We start from the raw sequence: 14,531 nt of genomic DNA, 5'->3' as shown, positions 1-14,531 counted from the left end.
TAGGCGAAAGATGTGAAGATATGTTTATTACTGATTATGAGATGGCATTTAGATTACTTTTGGCTAGTATCTTTGGTGGGGTAGTAGGGTTTGAAAGAGAGCGTAACGATAGCCCCGCAGGATTTCGAACTCATATTTTAGTCTCCTTAGGATCGGCCTTAATTATGATCTTATCTATGTATGGATTTAGTGAATTCAACACCGTCAATAGAGACCCGGCACGATTGGCAGCACAAGTTGTCTCAGGAATTGGTTTCTTAGGGGCAGGAACAATTTTAAGAGATAGAACATCTGTAAAAGGATTAACGACTGCAGCATCACTTTGGGTGGTCTCTGCCATTGGATTAGCAGCAGGAGCAGGATTCTATTTTTCAGCCTGTCTCGCAACTATCTTAGTTTTCCTTACCTTAGAGCGCTCTGTTGAAACCTATTTTTTCAGAAATAGTCAAACCCTAAAAGTTGTGGCAGTCAATGGCACTTGCAGAGTTAAAGAGATTAATCATTCTTTGGAGTCCCATAGCATAATTCCTCAAAATATATCTATGACATTATTAAAAGAAGAGGCAAATAAAACCTACTTAGAGTATAAATTAAGAACACCCTTCAGAAAAATTAATATTGAGAAAATCATTGAAGATATTAATGAAATAGATGGCATATACTCTGCTGAAAAGGTTGAAAATGACAATTTATCACTAGTTACTACCTTAAAACGTCTTTTACCTTTCAGAAATGCGCCCAAAGATCCTTCAATGTAGTAGAAAAGCCATCCTTGCTTTTGTTTGAAAGCAAGGATGGCTTTATTTATACTTATGGATTAATAATTAAATGATTTTTTTCTTGTAGTGAAATAAGATCATTGGCTTTAATCATTCCTTGGGAAAGAGTATATAATGTATCTTTAATATAGAGGATCCTTTCAATGGCTTTTGACCCGTAATATTGATGTCCAGCTTTCAAAAGGTCAGTGTCATTTAGGTGAGTAATTTTGCCCCTGAGAATAAAGCCCTTTTGTAGATCAAAATGGTAAATATATGCTCCTTGGAAAGTAAAGGTCCCATATTGAGGGATACCCATTGGGTTAACAACAGGTTTTTTTGATTTCCATTAGAGTGACAGGGAATGATAAAAGGCCTTTTTCCTTATCGAATAGCAAGGCTTTGTGATTGCGAAGTACTTCAGAATCAGTTCCGCGGTCACCAATGGTTGTTTTGAACATCTCCACAGGATTATTAACATCAGTCACATCAAAGACGGCAAGTTTAAGACCTTGATAAAAGGCATTTGTTCCCATGGGCTCCCCTGGAAGAATACTTGGACCATTTATTTGGCTTAGCTCGATGGTTTCTTTACCAAACCCGATGACATGGTTTTCATCATAAGGATGGAGATAATCACTAAATCCCGGAATTTTTAAAGCACCTAAGATCTTCGGCGAATCAGGAACTTTTAGATCCAAGACGAAGAAAGGATCAACGTTTTTAAAGGTAACCATGTAGCCACGATCTCCCATAAAGCGAACTGAATAAATCTTTTCCCCTGGTGCGATATTCTCTAACTTACCCGTTAATTGGAGCGCTTGATCTAGGATATAGACATTATTTTGGGAAGTATTTGAATCAGATTTCCAGGTCTCGCCGTTAGTTGTTGCGATCCTAAAGTGACCCTTGTGTTCGTCCATTGCAAACTGATTGAGAATGGTACCAGGCACATTCCCTTTAGCTTTAAATTCTGTTCTACCTTCATCGAGTGAAAACCTATAGAGTTCGGTTGTTGTTTTAAATGTTTGAGGGAATGTTTGATCAATTCTTTCAGTTTGATTTACCGCAATATAGAAATTCGACGTTGACGCATAAATAGTTTGACCTGAGCCAAGATACGTGGAAACTTGCAGTTTTTGATCATTTTGATCCAAATTTAGACCCGCAATTAATAGATAATTGGGTTCAACAAAGTTTGGAAAGTAACGTATATTCGGATAATCAATGTTCACGAATTCATCTTTGCCAACAGTATCACGATAACGTGGTAAAATTGGCTCTAACCCTTGTTTCATAATACGATATGTATCTAAGTACTTGTTAGCGATTAAATATAGGTTCGATCCGATCTTACGGGAGGAGACGTAGATTCCATCAAGTTCTACTTCCCTAATTATCTTTAGATTTGACCTGTCCGCTAGGTCGTAGATAATCACTTTGGCCGTCGATTTTTCGGTAATTGGTGGATATATAAGCGCCTTTGATTGCTCCATTGGAGTATTATTAGGCAAGGAATCCTGACAATAAGCATCCCCTATAAGTACAAGATATTTATCATCTACGTACAGCTCCCGAGGTAAGAAATCACCCTGACTAAAATTGATACGGCTTACGATACTCATCGAATCGGAGGGAACTGCTTGGGCAATGATTAACTCTTGTTTGTTAACTTGGTAGATATACTTTCCATCGTTTTTAACGATATCGGCTTCATCAACCCCATCAACTTGAAGGTTGGTTTTCGAAAAGTCCGCACCTCCTCCTAGAGTTAAATTTGAAGTGGCAGGAGCTGAAGCACTGGATGGGAGAGCAGTTGATTGAGTTGTCTCATCTCTGATGATGGCTCCTGTGGCTATCCCTTTGTGTTGTCCTACGTAGGTCCTGGAACTCTCAGCAGTTTCCAAAATGCTGCGCAGTTTTTCAACAGTTCCTATTACAGGCAGACTTTGATTCTGAAACAGACTTTGATCTTGAGCTAGGCTTTGTAAAGGTGGCTTATTCATGGTGGCTATGGTAATAACAACCGTGCAAACTGATAGTAAGGCAAGGAAGTACCCCATTCTCTTCATCTTGAATCCTCCCCGTATCATAATGTTATCAGATTAGTCATTCTTACGGCTATAGACGAATCTGAGGAGCTAAATCTGACGATATCACGCAAAGGAATACAATTTCACAAAAAAATGATCACGCAGGTCTCAATATCAATAATATTCCGTTTATAAAAAAAGAGTCCGTCTTCTAAGTGAACTGACGGGCTCTTTTGATCTTTTGATAAAGTAATTAAGCTGCTATTCTGCTTTCTTAAAAAAGGACCAAGGGGTATCTACGGTTTTACCTTCTTCTAACATTTTTTGAACAGTTCCTGGTGTATAAAAACCAGCTTTTTCAGTTTTAAAAAGGCATTCTTCTAAAGATAGTTCCTGCCAAGTGTCCTCACCTTTTACTTGAGTTAAAAATTTCATTTTGTTGTCCTCCATTTATGTATTTCAAAGTCATTATAATTATAACAGGAAATACCTCTCAAATAAATCCCAGTTTAAAAACGTTTCGACATTCAAACTTAACTTTATAATTCACTTCTACGATTAAATTAAGGCCTGTTTAATAGTGACAGGATACCTGCTTACTACTTAACAATTTCAGCAATTTCTGTAAAAAAGCGGGTTTGTAAATATATTAAGCAGGATGAAGAGTTATGGATATCGAATTTGTTAACGAATTAAAGAACATCAGCTACACTTTACAAAAGAATTTTATCATTAATTTGAAGGGGGTACTGTCTTGAGAAAGCTAAAAATAACGATCCTAGTAGAAAACACAGTAGGGGTCCCTTTGGGGCTCATATCGGAATGGGGTTTATCTATGCTCTTGGATTTTGGAGATGAGCGGATCTTATTCGATGCAGGGGAACAGGGCAATCTCGTCAATAATGCTCAGATCTTGGGGCACGATCTACGGAAAATTGATCGCGTAATCTTAAGTCACGGACATTATGATCATACAGGAGGACTTTTAAAGTTTCTACAATACAGAGGGACAATCCCAGTGTTTGCTCATCCGGACTTATTTACTGAGCACTATGGTCGGGGACTTAAAGGGCAAGCAGATAGATATCTGGGTGTACCCTACTGTCAGAGGCAACTGGAGAGTGCAGGAGCTAGGTTTCACTGGCATAGTGAACCTCTAGAATTAAGTTCAGGGCTTTGGCTAAGCGGTGAAATCCCGCGAAAAACGTTGTTTGAACGCATAGATGATCAATTGCTTGAGTTTAAGGGAGGGGACGTTGTTCAGGACAGTCTTTATGATGATCTAAGCTTATTTTATGTAACAGATCAAGGGTTGATCATAATTCTCGGCTGCGCGCACTCCGGATTAGTGAACATCGTAGAACATGCGAAAAGGGTGACCGGTGTACAAAAAGTAAGAGCCATAATCGGCGGTACTCATCTAGGCCCAGCCAGTCCTGACCAACAGCAACAAACGATAGACTATCTACGAGGACTTAATTTTGATTGTTTCGCACCTAATCACTGTACAGGTTTAAGTATGTTAAGTAAGTTAGCGACAGAATTTCCCAGCGCCTTCACTTGGGCTATGGCCGGAAATACGTTGGATTTCAACTAAGGAAGTGAAACAAGGGGACAGGTTCAGTGTTTTCATGAAACAGAAACAAGCAGAAACAAGGGGACAGAAACAAGGGGACAGGTTCAGTGTTTTGAAACAAGGGGACAGGTTCAGTGTTTTGGGGAAACAAGGGGACAGGTTCAGTGTTTTAAGAAATCCATGGGAACACAGTGGTGAAAATTGTTTGAGAAGAAAATTTAATACTTTAGTGGGCAATTGCAAGAAGACTCGTTTGGGTCTTCTTTTTATAAAAAGATTTGTCTTTGATTAAATCCAATTTACCAAGTAATGCAGTTTATTGGGTTTTTACTGTAAAGCAAATTGTAAGGCTGCATCTCTCAAGAAGTATCTAATTGAAAGTAGATTGTCATATCCTGTACTTGAAATAAGTATACTGATTTAATATCTGAATTATCAGGTTAGAAAACAAGTCACTACTTAGAGATTAGTAGTCTTGGTTCTAGTGGGTAAAGAGAGAGGAGTAAAATATATTAAAACAAAGGAGGACTTTATGGAAAAGATCTGGTTAAGAAATTGGCCAAAAGATTTGCCTAAGGAACTTGTTTATCCTCACGGTAAGATACCAGTGTTTGAATACTTAAGGATTCATGCTAAGAAATCCCCCAATAAAACGGCAATTATCTTTTATGGAAGAGAGATTAGCTATAGGGAACTTGATCAGTCTTCGGATCGTTTCGCCAATTACTTACTTAATGAGGGCTTGAGAAAAGGTGAACGAGTTGGAATTTTCATGGGTAACTGTCCTCAATATATTATCGCTGTTTTTGGTGTCCATAAAATGGGCGGAATTGTATGTCCAATCAGTCCCTTGTTCAAAGAACAGGAGTTGAAATATGAAATTAATAATGCACTAATGACGGGCTTGCTCACAGCGGATATTTTATTTCCACTAATTTGCAATATTAAAAATGAGATACCAACGGTTAAATTCACGGTAGTTACTAATTATAATGATTATCTTCCATCGGAACCCGTAATGCCAGTGGTTGAATACATGAAAATCCAAAAACAACCCGTTACTGGCACCGATGATTTTAATGAGATAATGAAGATTGAAGCCTCATGCCCCCCCGTAGTCTCCATTGACATGGAAAATGACATATCTCTTTTTGAATATACAGGAGGAACATCTGGTCTTCCAAAAGGAGCCATGCTCACACACTTAGCCCACCTTTATAAACCTTTGTGCATAGCTCAGGTCAGAGGGTTAAATGAAAATTCAGTGGAACTCACCTGTATGCCATATTTTAATATCGCTGGGATGACCTGTATGATAGGGATCGTGATCTACGGGGCAACGAACATTTGTATAACGCAATTTGAATCCAAGGCTGTGCTCATTGCCATTGAAAGATATCAAGCAACCTCAATGTATACGGCCGTGCCAGGGTATCTTATGATGATGCAGCATCCGGATGTTAAAAAATACCGTCTCAACAGTCTCAAAAAATCCCTGACGACCTCTTTTGTCGTTTCACTCAACGAGAAGATTTCCCAACAGTGGTCTGAATTGACTGGCGGTTGTCCACTTTTGGAAGCAGCCTATGGTTTAAGTGAAACTCACACCGCTGACACCTTTATGCCTAGTCACTTTGTCAAATATGGTAGCGTAGGTATACCTACCTATGAGAATGAAATTCAGATTCTAGACGTAAATGACAAAACAAAAGAAGTTCCCATAGGGGAACAAGGGGAAATTGCAATAAGGAATCCAGGTTGTATGAAGGGGTACTGGAACAATAAAGAGGCTACTGAATCCACGTTGGTAAACGGTTTTATATTAACTGGCGATATAGGTAAATTTGACGAGGACGGTTATCTGTGGTGGTTGGGCAGGTTTAAAGAGATGATCAAAGTGTCAGGCTTTTCAGTGTTTCCGGAAGAAGTAGAAGCAATTTTGAACCAGCATCTTGCTATCGTAGAAAGTGCGGTAATTCCAGTTCAAGACACTAAGAAAGGTGAGGTTGTAAAAGCATTTATCGTTCTTAAAGCAGAGAAAGCTGGCCTGGTGACTTCCGACGAGATTATGAGTTGGAGCAAAAATAATATGGCTTCTCATAAGGTCCCAGCATATATAGAGTTTAGAAACGAACTTCCCAAATCAGGTGTTAAGCTTCTGCGACGATTACTTCGAGAGGAATAACCACAATAACATGATAAAGCCGCCCTTGGGGTGGCTTTATTATTTTTGAAACAAGGGGACAGGTGAAACAAGGGGACAGGTACACTGTTTTACTGGGAGACATTCTTAGAAACAAGGGGGCAGGTACACTGCTTTATTGGAAAAGTATGTTATAATTATAGGGACATTTTTAGGGGAAAATAGGCTCTTAATCCGTTTGAGGGGGTGTCAAATGCCAAGAAGAGCAAGAGAACAAAGCCCAACGGGTATCTATCACGTCATCATGCGAGGCATTAATCGCCAGAGCATTTTTGAAGATGAAGAGGATCGACGAAAACTCATTGAGAAGTTAGCTAGATTCAAAGAGATGAATTCCTACAAGCTGTTTGCTTATTGTCTCATGGATAATCATATACATATTTTATTGCAAGAACAATCAGAGCCTATTTGTGTTGCCATAAAGCGTATCAGCTCAAGTTATGTGTTATGGTTTAATAAGAAGTATGAACGATGTGGTCACTTGTTTCAGGAACGATTTAAAAGTGAAATTGTCGGGAACGACGTCTATTTTCTGACAGTGCTACGATATATTCACCAGAATCCAATCAAGGCAAGAATTGTGGAGGATATCTCTGAATATGAGTGGAGTAGCTATGGAGAATATATGGGCCAAGGGCATATTGTTGATAAGGAGTATGTCTTAGATATGTTTTCGGACGTATCTGGCGAAGCAAAAAAGAGATTTGACAAATTTTTGAGAGAGCCGTCTGCAGAAGTCTGTCTAGAAGTCGAAGAAAACAAACTTAACATGAGTGATGAAAGACTCAGAGAAATAATTATGGAACAGTTCGGAATTGATTCAATAAGATTAGTCATTGAAGAAAGAACGAGGCAAGAGGAGATTCTTAAAGAGTTAAAACAATTGAAAGGTATCAGTATACGACAGATTGCCCGAACAACGGGTGTGTCACAAACGAGAATCTGGAAAGCCTGAAACAGTGGACCTGTCCCCTTGTTTCCCTCTGAGAATAAAAACAAGGCTGCTCTCAAAAGATAAGAGCAGCTTTGTTAAGTTACGAGATAACTCATTGATAGAGAGGGGAGATTGGACAAGAATGTCCGAGTATTATATCCGTCGCATAGAGCCATTCGAGCATAAAGGCTTTTATCAACAAATTCAAGACAATTGTCAGAAGACCCAAAATAATGGAATTTCGAATAACCAGAACAGTGGACCTGTCCCCTTGTTTCGGCCGATCAAAGTTTATTTCAATCGTTGTTTTACAACAACCCCCAAAATTATTCAGCAATTACTAAGCAATCCTGACCAACAAGAGTTTAAGATTTATATTTCACATGTATGCCAAAATAACTACCTTCAAGAGGTTGCGGATTACTTCGAAGTTGAACCTTCTGTTAATGGGAAAGAGTATGTTGATTACTGTATAAATTTCTGTCACCAACACAAGATTGATGTGTTTGTGCCAAGATATAATGTCACTACTTTGGTCAATTACAAAGAAGATTTCGAACATATCGGGGTTAAGGTAATGTTTATCGGATCTTCTGAGACGTATCAACTTCTCGAGAACAAAATAGAAACTTATGAAGCTTTAGGGAATACAGATATAGTGGCGATCCCAAAATCCTTTTGCGTCAAAAATTATAAAGATTTTGAAAAAGCGTACCAAGAAATTATGGAAAACGATAGTAGCGCTTGTATGAAGCCCATTTCCGGTATTGGAGGAAATGGCTTCAAAAGGATCATAGAGACTATGACCGAGGTTGATGAGCTTTATCTATCGACAAGTATAACAATTGCCAAAGAAAGGATAGCAAGAGTCTTGCAGAACTCTCAAAATGTCGAACCGTTTATGGTGATGGAGTACTTGGAAGGGGATGAATTTAGTATAGATTGTTTGGCGAATGAGGGAGAACTTGTCGTTGCAATTCCTAGAAAAAAGCTCGACTTATATCGCCAAACTATTGAATATAGAGAATCCTTAATTGACATAGCGCAGAAACTTTCCCAACGATTTAAGCTAAGTAACTTGTACAATATTCAAGTTAAGTATCACAAAGGGAACGTCTACCTCATTGAAATTAACACCCGAATGTCTGCTGGGATTCACAAGTCAGGTTTTGCAGGCGTCAACTTTCTATATCTTGCCATTAAACTTCTTCTGGGAGAGGGCGTTACTATTCCAGAAACGATTCAATGGAATTTTGAACTTCGCACTATAGAAAACTATGATATTGTTGATTTGGAAAAATAGGAATCAATATGGTCAATCCTTGCCCTAGCACACATTGGTCGCCGGACGAAATGGAGATAGTTGCTAAACAGATAGTATGTAACGTTCGGGTAAATTACTAAGTACATAGTATAATCGAATTTATCACGTAGCATTTAAATTTAAATTAACGGCTTAAGTTTAAAGCAAAACAGGGAACCTGTCCCCTTGTTTCTACCCTTGTTTCAAATTAACGGCTTAAGTTTAAAGCAAAACAGGGAACCTGTCCCCTTGTTTCCCTGTCCCCTTGTTTCCCCAAAGCAAAACAGGGAACCTGTCCCCTTGTTTCCCCAAAGCAAAACAGGGAACCTGTCCCCTTGTTTCCCCAAAGCAAAACAGGGAACCTGTCCCCTTGTTTCCCCTTGTTTCCCCTTGTTTCACATGGTGGTATTTTGTTTTCTTATAGCCATGTCGGATAAAGTACCCATTGGACATATCGTGCACCAGGTTCTGGCTCTATATAGATAACTAAGCAAGAGGCCGATAATTGTTGTTGTAAACATCATGGAATAAACTCTAAAACCCAGATGTACTGCCCAATCCGGCATAACACCAATAGATAGTAGGTTAGGCATTTTCCACGGAAGTTGGAAAGCCATTAAAAATCTTATTTTTTCTAGGGGATCTCGTTTATCCAGAAATACCATAAGAGTTGAAAAACATATCATCAATAAATTGATCGAAAAGTAAACCAGCATTACTCGTTTTCCTGTGCCGCTTATTAGCCATTTTGGAGCTAGGTGGTGCGTCCGAATTCTTGCGAACAGTCTGGTAAATAGATTCGACCGGGGGCAGTAGTTTGGCACCAGGTTCTTTTATTGTCTTTGATTACAAAAACAAACGGCACGATAATACAGAAAAAACCGATCCAAGCGAAGACAATATTAAAGAAACCTAAGATAAAAAACGAGATAGTAAATAAGTAAGAATATTTCATCCAAATCTGTTTCATAAAATCTCCATTCTTATAACTTTTACAATATACCCCATCGGGGTTAGGGGGCGCACTTATTATAATGCTTTTATAGCTGTTTGTACATTGCTTAATTGTAGTTTTAGTAATTACACAAATGCGTAAGAGCAAGTAGCCCGATCTTAATCGATCAGCTGCTTGCTCCTATATGAGTAAACGTTTATGAAAACCAAATCTATTGCGTTGACAAGTTCGAAATGATGGCTTCAACCGATTTACTAATTCGATTGGAGAGTGCTTGATATCCAGCAGAATTCGGGTGCAGGCCATCCTTGGCGATATATCGCCCTAGATTATATTTCATCAGATCGTAGGTTGGAATAAAAATCCACTTCCCATCTTCTTCTACGAGTTGTTGAGTATCATAGTTCCATGTATTTAAAAGTCTTGTATCCTCAACGCTGGTTGCTTTTTCATACGGATTATAGAGTCCTAGAAAAATAACGATCGAATTCGGGTTAGCGGTTCTGAGGTCTTTGATCGTTTGTTTTAAATTATTTAGATAGTTGTCCAGCCTTACTTTAAATTCATCTTCTTTAGTGAGATTGTTCAAGGACAGGATACTTCTTAAATCATTTCCACCGATAGAGACCAGGATCATATCTGAATCTAGGATGGTTTTGTCTAGTCTTCTGCTATCGAGCTGCTCTTGAAGGCCTAAGCTTCCAAGGCCATCTATGCCTACGTTATCTACGAGGATTTCCTTGGAGGTATTGTTTTTGAAGTACTCAGATAGATAGCTTGAAAACCCTTTGCTCTTTTCATCCCCTGTTCCCTTAGCAATAGAATCTCCCATGATAAGGATTTTAAAGGAGGTGGCATTCTTGGAAGAGGGTTTTGCTGAATCCTCTGAGACTTGAGGAACTTGAGCTTTAGCAGATGGCTGGGCAGAGACCTTCGATGTAACCATGATCGCCTGATAGAAACCTATCGATAAAACGATGAAGCATACCAAGGCAATTGTAATAATTGAATACCACATGCTCTTTTTAAACACGATAATTTCTCCTTAAACTAGTATATCTTGCTTTGTAAAATAGACAAAACTTATAATGACCGATGCAATAGTCCAGCCTAAAAGGACAGTGATCGAAAAAAGCATCGTCATCCCTTCGATTGGTTGGAACGATCCTGATAAATAATCCGTAAGCCTTAGGTTAACCATGAACATGTAACGAGTGATCTTCCAATCCGTAAGAAAGAAGCTAATGAAATTACCTGCAACTAGGGTCGACATGATAATGCCAATCGAGGCAGCCGTGCTTTTTACTAGGATAGAAATCATAAAGGAGATACTGCCTACGACGACGGCAACAAAATAAGCTAAGGAATAGACCATAAGAGAATATTGCCACTGAGGGACGTTAAAGACGCTTGAGGTATCTAATTTGCCCGCCAGAACTTTAAAACCTGTCGCAATTGGGGCAAACCATCCTCCGAAACCAAAGAAGAATCCGGAAATAATCACAGATAGCACAAAAGCAAAAAACAAAACGATAACCTCTAAAATTATCAGGGTTAAATATTTACTGAGCAGAATTTTCCATCTAGGAACATTTCTAACAAGCAGTAGTTTGATCGTCCCGCTCGAGGATTCTCCAGATACCATATCTGCGGCTAACATTATAATCAACAGAGGCAAGAACAAGAAAATCGCTTGCTCCATAAATTTGGTCGAAAATTTGGCGGCAGATTGTTCTAACGGATTGAGATTATGATCGAGGTTATATTGTAGTTGTTCCATTCTTACCAAAAGGGAAGATTTATCTTTTTCATCCCTGTAAGGGCTTTCAAGCCTGTTCTTCATGTCAATTAATTGCTGGTCTGCAAGCTTGCGCCAGTCATCGGTTGCAGTAATTCCCATTCGTTGTGAAAGTTGCGCCTTTGTTCTTTCGAGGGTTTGTTTCTGACCATAGGCAAACACTGAGATCAAGACAACAAGAATAGCCAAAACGAACATAAGTCGTTTTTTGGAAATCATTTTGATAACTTCATTCTCAATGAGGCTAAACAATTTCATCACCTTCCGTAAGGTCTAAAAATAGATCTTCTAACGTATTTTGCTTTGCCGAGCAATAGGTAAGAGCTAAGCCTTCTCTGATAAATTGATCATTAATTTTATCAAGAGGGTGCTGGCTTAGACATGCTCTAATAGTATTTTTCTTGAGCTGAAGTGCTTCGATATTCCAATGGTTACGCAGAATTGCGATTGCTTGCTCAGGGTCATTGAGCTGCCATTCTATCCAATCGTCATGTAAGATGTCTTGGACATTGGCGGTTTTGATGACACGCCCTTGTTTGATGATGGAGACCATATCACACATTTGCTGAATTTCCAATAGTAAATGGCTCGACACGAAGACTGACATGCCATCCTCATAGGCAAGCTTCCTGATCAGATTTCTGAATTCAGTCATACCTGCGGGGTCGAGGCCATTCGTAGGTTCATCAAGGATTAATAGCTTGGGTCGGGCCAAGATAGCTTGGGCAATTCCTAAACGTTGTCTCATACCCAAAGAATAGGTACTTACCTTATCATTAACTCGATGCTGGAGGCCGACCATTTCTACGACGTCTTTAATCCGTTGTTGACTGACCGTTTTATTCATGGCAGCAAATTGTAACAAGTTTTCCATGCCCGTTAAGTATTTGTACATATCGGGGCTCTCAATAATGCAGCCAACATTTGACAGGGCTTTCACAAAATCATGGGCTACGGAATAACCGCAGATGGTGACTGACCCTTCCGTAGGTTTTATCAATCCAACAATCATGCGGATCGTAGTAGTTTTCCCAGCACCATTAGGGCCAAGAAACCCAAAAATCTGGGATGGATAAAGAGTTAAGTTTACCCCTTTGACTATTTCTTTACCTTTAATGGTCTTTTTTAAGTTGGTAAGTTCCAATACTGCAGTTTGCGGCATAATTCTCCTTATAGTAGCTAGTTTTTAAAAATGCTTATGTTAATTATAAAGAATATCTGCATAAATAGACAGCTAAAGTTATCCGTATTTTCAAAAGGATAAGTCCCCTTAAGTGATGTGGGCTTTTAGGGCATAATGAGTTTGCTTAGGTGGATTTATCAGTTGAGCAAACATTTTAAACCTGGGCAAGCCCAGGTTTAAAATGTTTGCTCAATTATTCTGTGGGAATGGATGACAAAAACGACTGAATTAAATTAAGCTTTGACATGTCTCCTTCTGTCAATTGAGCCAAAGCATTTTCTTCGCCCAGTAATTTATCTCGAATAACAGTCGCATCATACCCTTGTTCAGCCATCTGAACAGTCTGTTGGTAAAGAATTTTCCACCAGCTTAATTTGTCACTTACACACTGTTTAGCATTATCAAACACTCGTCCAGAGCAGCAAAATATAGTATTAAATTCATAATTGAGCAGTTTTGTAAGAGATGCCATACTTAAACCAACATTTTCATCACTGCGCAAAAGTTTAACCTTTTCCCCTAGAAACATATCACCAGCGAAAAGCCAACCATTTTTCTCCTCTAGCAAGCAAATATGATCGAGAGAATGACCGGGAGTATGAATAACCTTGAATCTATATTTGTTGCCTTCAATACTGTCTCCTATTGGGCTGCTTATTGACGCTGGAGGAGTTCCCCAGACAAGCTTTTGATATTCCAGTAGCCTGGAAATCCACATAGACGGTTGATTAATGAGTGGTACAGCTAGCTCATGCGCAAAAATAGGTATTCCTTTTTCCTGAAAATACAGATTATTACCGATATGATCTTCATGGTGGTGGGTGTTAACAACTTTTTTAACCTGAATATCTTGAAAAATGTTCCGCGCTTCCTCTGTCACTGTTTTAGGGCCAGTATCAATTAATAGGCCATCCACATAATATACTGCCATGCTATACAGGACTTTTCCGTTAATTTCTTTTCCCATCAAAAACTGACTTACTTCTCCATAATCACTATAAGTAATCATTGTTCTCATCCTTCTTTATTACCAATTTAATCCTCACGAGAGGATATATAAGTAGGATTCACTGTATATGTTGACCCATTTGGGTCAGCTATTACAACCCTAAGATGGTTTATGATTTTTAATTCACTCACAATGATATTTTAAAATAAATATTCAAATAATTCAATTATTATTATTTAGCAACCAATGATAGCACTGTGCACATTGCCAATGCTAGGGTCATCAGCTGAGGCAACTTGTATGAACCACATGAAAGGGAAAGCAGAGTGCCAATTATGAGTCAAACCTACAGACCCCATGTCATTCGGTAGAAAACTGTTTGCAAAAAAACTATGATATAATGGCTGAAAGAGAGAGATGGCTGTAATATAATGAATTGCAAAGAGTAGTCAGTATTGAAGGTTCCAGGGCTTCAAAAAGGTATCAGGGGGAAACATCTTATAATGTACATAAGGAAATTAGTAATGTCGGACATGTTTTCTTGGATTCGTAGTATACTCACTTTTTGTGTCGCAATTATTTTTTTAGGAAACCTATTTATCAAGTCAAATACGCTTAATGATTTTAATCTTTTGATCATGGTTATCGTGATTGCCCTTAGTTTTGTAGTAGTTTCGGGTACTACTTTGATCATTGGCCTTATTTCATTTTCCTTAAGCATCATTATTTTTCTAAATTACAATGCTCCTCTAGGAGTATGGAAACAAGCTTTAGAAGAAAACATATACCTAGTTGTGATGTTCACACTAGTACCACTTTTAGGTACTCCTATTCAGGAA

At 38.6% G+C, this 14,531-nt stretch carries 12 protein-coding genes and 1 pseudogene; 6 read left to right on the top strand and 7 right to left on the bottom strand.

Translation table 11 applies throughout. The features are described 5' to 3' along the window. Positions 1-20 precede the first annotated feature (20 nt). On the top strand, positions 21-758 hold the full coding sequence (locus tag UF75_RS12275; RefSeq protein ID WP_045574888.1) for an MgtC/SapB family protein: 738 nt from the start codon (positions 21-23) through the stop codon (positions 756-758). Positions 759-810: 52 nt separating this feature from the next. Here the strand turns inward: UF75_RS12275 and UF75_RS30720 are convergent, their stop codons facing one another. The 3 genes from UF75_RS30720 to UF75_RS29080 form a co-directional block, all read right to left on the bottom strand. Beyond that, positions 811-1,077: a beta-propeller domain-containing protein gene (locus UF75_RS30720; RefSeq protein WP_282433799.1), complete on the bottom strand. Its 267-nt coding sequence runs from the start codon at positions 1,075-1,077 to the stop codon at positions 811-813. A 4-nt stretch (positions 1,078-1,081) separates the two neighbouring features. After that, the gene (locus UF75_RS12270; protein WP_282433798.1) at positions 1,082-2,830 is read right to left on the bottom strand and encodes a beta-propeller domain-containing protein; all 1,749 of its coding nucleotides are present in this window, start codon (positions 2,828-2,830) and stop codon (positions 1,082-1,084) included. 222 nt (positions 2,831-3,052) lie between these two features. Then, positions 3,053-3,226 carry a hypothetical protein gene (locus UF75_RS29080; protein ID WP_197079386.1) on the bottom strand — a complete coding sequence of 58 codons (174 nt, stop codon included), beginning with the start codon at positions 3,224-3,226 and terminating at the stop codon, positions 3,053-3,055. Between the two features lie 319 nt (positions 3,227-3,545). Between UF75_RS29080 and UF75_RS12265 the strand changes: the two genes are divergently transcribed. The 4 genes from UF75_RS12265 (at position 3,546) to UF75_RS12245 (ending at position 8,807) form a co-directional block, all read left to right on the top strand. Beyond that, positions 3,546-4,388 carry an MBL fold metallo-hydrolase gene (locus UF75_RS12265; protein WP_045574887.1) on the top strand — a complete coding sequence of 281 codons (843 nt, stop codon included), beginning with the start codon at positions 3,546-3,548 and terminating at the stop codon, positions 4,386-4,388. Positions 4,389-4,899: 511 nt separating this feature from the next. After that, positions 4,900-6,552, top strand: coding sequence for an AMP-binding protein (locus UF75_RS12255; protein WP_045574885.1), 1,653 nt, complete (start codon positions 4,900-4,902; stop codon positions 6,550-6,552). A gap of 211 nt (positions 6,553-6,763) precedes the next feature. Next, positions 6,764-7,525, top strand: a complete 762-nt coding sequence (locus tag UF75_RS12250) for a transposase (protein WP_045574884.1) — start codon at positions 6,764-6,766, stop codon at positions 7,523-7,525. A gap of 121 nt (positions 7,526-7,646) precedes the next feature. Further along, on the top strand, positions 7,647-8,807 hold the full coding sequence (locus UF75_RS12245; RefSeq protein WP_082075120.1) for an ATP-grasp domain-containing protein: 1,161 nt from the start codon (positions 7,647-7,649) through the stop codon (positions 8,805-8,807). Between the two features lie 1,166 nt (positions 8,808-9,973). Here UF75_RS12245 and UF75_RS12235 read toward each other — a convergent pair. The 4 genes from UF75_RS12235 to UF75_RS12220 form a co-directional block, all read right to left on the bottom strand. Next, positions 9,974-10,795 (bottom strand): GDSL-type esterase/lipase family protein, encoded by an 822-nt coding sequence (locus UF75_RS12235; RefSeq protein WP_045574882.1) that lies wholly within the window; start codon positions 10,793-10,795, stop codon positions 9,974-9,976. 12 nt (positions 10,796-10,807) lie between these two features. Then, the gene (locus UF75_RS12230; protein WP_045574881.1) at positions 10,808-11,818 is read right to left on the bottom strand and encodes an ABC transporter permease; all 1,011 of its coding nucleotides are present in this window, start codon (positions 11,816-11,818) and stop codon (positions 10,808-10,810) included. Beyond that, complete coding sequence (locus UF75_RS12225) at positions 11,805-12,722, bottom strand: ABC transporter ATP-binding protein (protein WP_045574880.1); 918 nt, start codon at positions 12,720-12,722, stop codon at positions 11,805-11,807. The genes UF75_RS12230 and UF75_RS12225 overlap by 14 nt, the downstream gene beginning before the upstream one ends. A 214-nt stretch (positions 12,723-12,936) precedes the next feature. Continuing rightward, positions 12,937-13,752 carry an MBL fold metallo-hydrolase gene (locus UF75_RS12220; RefSeq protein ID WP_045574879.1) on the bottom strand — a complete coding sequence of 272 codons (816 nt, stop codon included), beginning with the start codon at positions 13,750-13,752 and terminating at the stop codon, positions 12,937-12,939. 464 nt (positions 13,753-14,216) lie between these two features. Here UF75_RS12220 and UF75_RS29625 point away from each other — a divergent pair. Continuing rightward, positions 14,217-14,531: pseudogene (locus UF75_RS29625) on the top strand (C4-dicarboxylate ABC transporter); the annotation flags it as partial.

The sequence above is a fragment of the Desulfosporosinus sp. I2 genome (genome assembly GCF_000960765.1).
In the GTDB taxonomy this organism is placed as follows: Bacteria; Bacillota; Desulfitobacteriia; order Desulfitobacteriales; family Desulfitobacteriaceae; genus Desulfosporosinus.
Note: the sequence above shows the minus strand (reverse complement) of the source record. Positions and strands in the feature narration are given on the sequence as shown.

What these genes read in the sequence shown, in the direction of transcription:
- UF75_RS12275 (WP_045574888.1), top strand. Translation starts at nt 21, where the DNA reads ATGTTTATTACTGATTATGAGATGGCATTTAGATTACTTTTGGCTAGT.
- UF75_RS30720 (WP_282433799.1), bottom strand. Translation starts at nt 1,077, where the DNA reads ATGGGTATCCCTCAATATGGGACCTTTACTTTCCAAGGAGCATATATT.
- UF75_RS12270 (WP_282433798.1), bottom strand. Translation starts at nt 2,830, where the DNA reads ATGAAGAGAATGGGGTACTTCCTTGCCTTACTATCAGTTTGCACGGTT.
- UF75_RS29080 (WP_197079386.1), bottom strand. Translation starts at nt 3,226, where the DNA reads ATGAAATTTTTAACTCAAGTAAAAGGTGAGGACACTTGGCAGGAACTA.
- UF75_RS12255 (WP_045574885.1), top strand. Translation starts at nt 4,900, where the DNA reads ATGGAAAAGATCTGGTTAAGAAATTGGCCAAAAGATTTGCCTAAGGAA.
- UF75_RS12250 (WP_045574884.1), top strand. Translation starts at nt 6,764, where the DNA reads ATGCCAAGAAGAGCAAGAGAACAAAGCCCAACGGGTATCTATCACGTC.
- UF75_RS12245 (WP_082075120.1), top strand. Translation starts at nt 7,647, where the DNA reads ATGTCCGAGTATTATATCCGTCGCATAGAGCCATTCGAGCATAAAGGC.
- UF75_RS12230 (WP_045574881.1), bottom strand. Translation starts at nt 11,818, where the DNA reads ATGAAATTGTTTAGCCTCATTGAGAATGAAGTTATCAAAATGATTTCC.
- UF75_RS12225 (WP_045574880.1), bottom strand. Translation starts at nt 12,722, where the DNA reads ATGCCGCAAACTGCAGTATTGGAACTTACCAACTTAAAAAAGACCATT.
- UF75_RS12220 (WP_045574879.1), bottom strand. Translation starts at nt 13,752, where the DNA reads ATGATTACTTATAGTGATTATGGAGAAGTAAGTCAGTTTTTGATGGGA.